Source organism: Parapedobacter defluvii (assembly GCF_014642075.1).
Classification (GTDB): Bacteria; Bacteroidota; Bacteroidia; order Sphingobacteriales; family Sphingobacteriaceae; genus Parapedobacter; species Parapedobacter defluvii.
Genome location: NZ_BMIK01000033.1, coordinates 22,780 through 28,779 on the forward strand (window position 1 = coordinate 22,780; position 6,000 = coordinate 28,779).

The 6,000-nt window shown below is 39.0% G+C and carries 8 protein-coding genes; all 8 read left to right on the forward strand.

Annotated elements, in window-relative coordinates:
• Positions 1–100 precede the first annotated feature (100 nt).
• The 8 genes from IEX60_RS23970 to IEX60_RS24005 all read left to right on the forward strand — a co-directional run bounded on the left by IEX60_RS23970 (position 101) and on the right by IEX60_RS24005 (position 5,876).
• Positions 101–526: a hypothetical protein gene (locus IEX60_RS23970; protein WP_188753937.1), complete on the forward strand. Its 426-nt coding sequence runs from the start codon at positions 101–103 to the stop codon at positions 524–526.
• 153 nt (positions 527–679) lie between these two features.
• Positions 680–976 carry a hypothetical protein gene (locus IEX60_RS23975; protein WP_188753938.1) on the forward strand — a complete coding sequence of 99 codons (297 nt, stop codon included), beginning with the start codon at positions 680–682 and terminating at the stop codon, positions 974–976.
• Between the two features lie 60 nt (positions 977–1,036).
• Complete coding sequence (locus tag IEX60_RS23980) at positions 1,037–1,516, forward strand: hypothetical protein (RefSeq protein ID WP_188753939.1); 480 nt, start codon at positions 1,037–1,039, stop codon at positions 1,514–1,516.
• Between the two features lie 4 nt (positions 1,517–1,520).
• Positions 1,521–1,970: a hypothetical protein gene (locus tag IEX60_RS23985; protein WP_188753940.1), complete on the forward strand. Its 450-nt coding sequence runs from the start codon at positions 1,521–1,523 to the stop codon at positions 1,968–1,970.
• A gap of 40 nt (positions 1,971–2,010) precedes the next feature.
• Positions 2,011–3,420: a DUF4431 domain-containing protein gene (locus IEX60_RS23990; protein ID WP_188753941.1), complete on the forward strand. Its 1,410-nt coding sequence runs from the start codon at positions 2,011–2,013 to the stop codon at positions 3,418–3,420.
• 21 nt (positions 3,421–3,441) lie between these two features.
• A complete protein-coding gene (locus IEX60_RS23995) occupies positions 3,442–3,978 on the forward strand; it encodes a hypothetical protein (protein ID WP_188753942.1) in 537 nt (178 codons plus the stop codon).
• Positions 3,979–4,029: 51 nt separating this feature from the next.
• On the forward strand, positions 4,030–4,833 hold the full coding sequence (locus tag IEX60_RS24000; RefSeq protein ID WP_188753943.1) for a hypothetical protein: 804 nt from the start codon (positions 4,030–4,032) through the stop codon (positions 4,831–4,833).
• Between the two features lie 11 nt (positions 4,834–4,844).
• Positions 4,845–5,876 carry a hypothetical protein gene (locus tag IEX60_RS24005; protein ID WP_188753944.1) on the forward strand — a complete coding sequence of 344 codons (1,032 nt, stop codon included), beginning with the start codon at positions 4,845–4,847 and terminating at the stop codon, positions 5,874–5,876.
• The last annotated feature ends 124 nt before the right edge of the window (positions 5,877–6,000 follow it).

The following is a 6,000-nucleotide window of genomic DNA, read 5'->3' on the forward strand; positions in this document are numbered from 1 at the left end:
GAACAAACCAAAAATATTCCGTTTAGATATTTTCTTCTGGATACTGCTATTGGTTTTCGGCAGTTGCTGGTATTTGCTGGAAAACAAATTTAAATGGCAAATGGCATTTTTAATAACGCTCGGTATCTATTTGATGTTGTCCTTTATCATACGGTCTGTTATTCTGCAAAGCATCAAAGAAAACCAACAAGTATCGCAACTTTCAGATATTCAGAAAAAGCAACAAAATTTGGATACCACCACTTGGCAGAGTGCCCACGCTGTTATCATCAATATGAACCCGATCGGCAAAGTAATGGACAATGGTAAAGAAGCTGGGCGTTTGTATGCCTTTCAGGTACAGATAGACGGTACAGATGGCGGTACCTGGCGTACGTTAATCAAAGACAAAATCATTCCGGTAAATCATTTGAATTCCTTCGGAAGAAAAACAGAAGTGAGGGTTTTGTACAATCCCGAAAATAAATACAAAGACATCATTTTTGAAAACGATGACTGGCATTACGAAGTAAAAAATAAAATATAAACCACATAGAAACATAGAATTGCAATGCTAAAAAAAGAAGACATAAAAGCACATCAGCTATGTTCCGCCAAAGGCGGAAACTATGCAACCGTAAACGCTGTATTTTCTAATGTACCTATGTGGTAAAAAAAATAAAATTTAAACCAAATAACAATGAACGAACAAGAAAATCAAAATACAGATACGCGTATCACAGCACTCGAAAACGAAGTAAAACGGCTAACGATGTTGGTGGACAGAATTTACAGTTATTCCCACTTAGGTATTCGTAAACCTTCGTTGGATAACCCGGAAGTTTTATCCGGTGCAGATCCGATTGCGGCGGATGTGCAACTTCAACAATTCATTAAAGAAGGCAATCAAATAGCTGCCGCAAAAAGGTATGTGGAATTAACAGGTGCAGGCTTGTTGGAGGCAAAAAATGCAGTAACAAAATATATGGGACGATGATAAAAAACCGTGTTTTCTATCGGTTTTATGTAGTCAATGTTAAACTTTAAAATGTGAGCTATGAAGAAAAAATACATTTATCTCCTTATCGTACTCGCAATTGCCATACCGCTAATACCAACGGCTTACAGCTTTTGGAAATCGGGAGCATTTGATTTGGTCAATCAAAAATTTGGTCCGATATTCTGGGTGGGCGTAATTGTTTTCATCGTATTTATTCTTGGTATTGTATTTTTTGCCACAAAACAGGCAAAAAAAGCCCTGCAACCCAAAACGCTCGCCAACGGATTGCCCGCAACCGCAACCGTCATCAGTTCCCGACAAGGTAATATGAAAATCTCTATGGGTGGTGTCAATCAGAATTACCAACTGATTATTGAAGTGAATGTTACCAATCCGCAAGGCGAAACCTGGCAGACAACAATGAAAGAAATGATCAACATTACCCAAATCGGCATTTTTCAGCCCGGTGTCAGCTTCAAAGTGTTATATGACCCCAATGATAAATCGAAAGTGGTTTTTGACCAAACTAAAAATTAAAATTATGAAAAAGACGATTTTAATACTACTGATTTTAATTGCATTAAGCCTTTCCGTTTTAGCCTATTTTAATATTCTAAAAGGCATTTACATCTTTTGTGCAATAATGGTTTTCGTATCGCTGAGTGCATTTCTCTTCCTGCGTAGCATAGGCAAAAACGCCGTCAATAAAGGTGTTCCTGCCGTTGCAACTATTATAAAATGTGATGTTGCAGATTTTACAATGTCAAGCGGAATGGCAAGCAAAAGCTTTGTATTGAAAATGGAAGTAAGCGTTACCAATGAAAAAGGCGAAACCTGGCAAACAAAAATGGTGGAACACATTCCTGATTTTCAGGCAGCCACATTTCAACCCGGATTAAAATTCAAAGTGATGTATGATGAAAACAACCGGAAAAAGGTAAAAGCTTTCCGAAGTGTCATCGACAGCAATACAATAGAAATCGTTGTTTGAACAAATGGTTACAGGTAAAAAAATGAAGTAAAATAATAAAATGATGAAAACAATATTCTTATCTCTTTTCCTTTTGTGTTGCGGCATCATTACCGCCCATGCCCAAATCAGTGAAAAGCAGCTAAAGCCGTTTATTCCCAAAGGATATACGCTTGCAGATACTTCCGGTGATGGCTTAAAGCAATCTTCGGGCGATATTTTACTGGAATTGGTTTCCGATGAACCGGACGATTTTGAAACGCTTATTTTGTTGCACAACGAAAAAGGCAAGCTCACCAAAATCGCAGAAAATAGTAGTTTATTGATGAGTAAAGATATGCTGAGTACTTCGGGCGGAACTTATCCGTCCTTGTCGGGAACTATTTTGTCGGTAGATTATTCGCTGGGCAGCGGAAGTGCGTTGTCCGATATTTCCATCCAATTTGAAAAAACAAAAGACGGGCAATATGAGTTTAAAGAATACACGGCTTCCACAAAAAACCACGGCGTAGAAAACCTGAAAGAAAGACAAAAAATAACGGCTGCACAAACCGGAACAATCAGTTTTGCCGAAGCCACCGAAGATTTGATCCTGAAAAAAGCGAATACAAAAGCAACAGCAGAAAATAAGGATATGCCGGTTTACAAAGCCCAAAAACAATTCGCAAAATATATTCCCGATGGCTTTCAGTTAGCCGCTTTTGCCGAAGGCGATTTGAATTTAGACGGATTGAAAAAAGATGTGGTACTGGTTATTTTTGGTCCGGAAATCAGTTGTCGAATTTTGCTGTTAATGCAGCAAAGCAACGGTACTTATAAAACCGCTCAAAACAACAATAAACTGATTGATATTGATGACACCTTTAATGCCAACAACCTGAAAGTGGTTATCAAAAACGGCTATTTTACCTTTGAACAAAAAGTTCCTGTGGACGATAATGATTTCGACCAACGCTACATTACCTTTAAATATGATGTTGCTCCAAAGAATTGGTTCTTGCACCGCTTGGATGTAGAACATTATTCCGGTTTCGATACAAAACCTTCCAAAGATGTTACGCATTTGACCACCAAAGAATTTGGGAAAATCGCTTTTCAGGAAATGAAACATCTGCCCGGTGTATATTATTATGAACCTGCTATTTCCGTCATCAGCGGAACGCTTATCAAAAAAATGTTTTACGGAGCACCGAACTACGGCGAAACACCCGAAAAAGACGAAAAAGTTTGGGTGTATATGTTAAAGCCCGATTATCCCGTCAATGCTTACGGCTATGTTGAGCAACAAAACGATGAAACTGCCGATAAAAACGTTACCAACATTACCGAAATTCAGGTGTACAGCAGAGATAAGAAAATAGATTTCAAGAATTACGAAAACAAAAAGATAAAGCTGCAAGGTTTCTTTCAATCTGCACAAACTGGGCATCATTACACCGAAGTTTTAATGGAAGTCAAGAAAATTTTATAATCATCATCAAATAAAAATAGTATGAACACAAAAAACATCCTATCAAAAGCTGTATTCCTTTTAGGAATATTGAGCCTTACCGCCTGCAAATTCAGTGCAAGTACAGGCAATCCAACAGCAGACAACCTGGAAACAGTAAGCAAGAGCGACCAAAAAATCCGCAATGGAATTCAAGTGGAAGAAACCGGTGGTGCAAAAGTGGAAAGTGCATTCCTGATGCTGGAAAGCGGGGAACTGGTTTCTGATGAAAATACGGTGAAACCGGACGAGCGTTTTAAGTTAGTTTTAAAAATATCCGGCTGGAAAGCAGAAAACGGAAAAGTACAGGTGGGTGCCATAGAGCAGGTTCACGATGCCGCCCGTCCGATACCCCTCGAAGGAAATGACCTTTTTGCTGGCAGCGACGGTCTTTCCGAAGAGGATGCGCAGGTTATTGCATTAAATAACGGGATACCGGCTGCTTCGGCAGTGTATGAAGCGTATCAAACCGATTTCAAAGTGTGGAATAAAAGCACTGAGCAGTATGTTAGGGGTAGCTATCGTTTTAAAATTAAATAAATAGGACTTATGAATTTAAGGATTTTTAAGATAGGAATTTCGTTTTGCTGTATGATAATAAGTCTGTCTTCCTGCCAAAACGGATCAAAAAATTCCGCCGAAAAGACCGACACGCAAACAAGTGTAAACGACACATTGGTTTCGACTGAAAAAACGGAAGCTGTCATTCCTTTTCCTCAAAATGTGAACATCCTTTTGCCTACGCAATACCGAAAGGAAAGTACCGGCTATCCGAAAAACGTAAAAGATAAAGACTGGTACGAAATCTATAAAGATCCTAAAACCGAACAGTGGAACATCGGAAAAGTCGAACTGAAAATAACTTACGGACGTGATGAATGTGTAGGTGAAGATGTGATGATTATCAAATCTCAACACGAAGATGCGGTACTGTTCTTTACGCCGTTTGAAGGTTTGTCGGCAAATCCGGTTACTGTTTTGGAAGATAAAATGCTGTTTCCCGAACACGATGTGTCCTTTAGTTTCGATGGAAAAGAATACCATTTATCGCCTGTTGGCTCTTGTTTGGATGAAAACGGACAGATTATGACGATCGACGAATTGAGGGCTAAAACCAACGAAGAGCTTAACAATAATACAAAAATTTCGGGCTATCGTTTGTTCTTTGGCAATGCGGAAAAATCACCGGAACTCGCCGTTGTAGAAAATATAGAATACGCCAATCCTACCTTAGTTTGGGCAGGAGATTTAAACAATGACGGTTTGCCGGATCTGATTTTAGACCTGAGCGAATTTTATGAATGCCAGCATCTTTATTTCTTCCTTTCCGATAAAAACGATCAGGAAAAACCATTGAAAAAAGTAGCAGATCTATTAATAGTAAATGATTGTTAAATAAATATCAGATGAAAAAAGCATTTCTTTTAATCACGTTTAGCTTCCTCATAGCAGGATGGATGATGGGTTGCAGACAACATCAGTCCAATGCGGAAAATACCGCAACAAATCCCGACACATTGGTTACCGTCAGTGACAGCAACGCGATTATGCAGGCTTTTGAAAACCTGAAAACCGACAACGTCTTTCTGAAAGATGTAGGTATTGAAGAAGAAAAGCAATTTACCTGGAACGACATGCTGCACAAAATCATCCGCGGCGATCTGAACGGTGATGGTCTATCGGATGCCCTGCTAAGCTTGTCTATCGAAGGTCGTGGCGGCGGCAATAATTTTGATGTTCATTACGCCGTTTTCTTAAATAAGGATAAGCAATGGAAATACACCGGTCAAATAGATGCCAGCATCTTTGCGGAAGACCGCTTTTATGCCGTTGACACCATTGAAAACGGCATAATAAAAGGGAATTGGCTGGGCAATAAAGATGAAAGTTTAACGCCTTACGCGGCAGATTATATCGTAATGGATAGGCAGCTCGTCAACACGTTTACGGCATTGCACAATACAGAAAATGTAGAACGGGAATATCTGTATGTTGCTGAAATTCTTACACCTGAAAATAGTTCAGTTCGCATAACGGCAAATGTAAAAGAATATGAAAAGCTGTTTGGGAAAGGCAAAATTGCCACACCACAAGAACAACCCGAATGCGGTACTTATTTCGATGAAGGTACAACCCGTTATCTGGATTACCCAAACCTGCGATTTGAACTCAACGATGAAAATAAAGCCGCATTGATTTCGGTAGAATTTAAAAGCGGCATCAAACTGCAAACAAACAAAGGAACGATTACCGAAAATACAAAGCTCAAAGAGCTGAAAAATAGCTTCCACCAAAAAGACAGCTGGATAATGCTTGATGAAGAAAACGGCTTAAAAACTTTCGCCATACCCGATGACGCCGAATCGGATAATCAATGGCATTTCGATTTTGATAAAAACGGAAAACTGCTGCGCTTATCGTTATTTATTCCGTGCTAAAACAACATTTTAACATCAATTTATTCCGAAATTATTGAATAGTGTAAGCGGTAATTAAGAGTGCAGAGTTTTTGGCAATTAGGAATACACAGTTTTCGGCAACAATGAATGCAGAACAATGGCA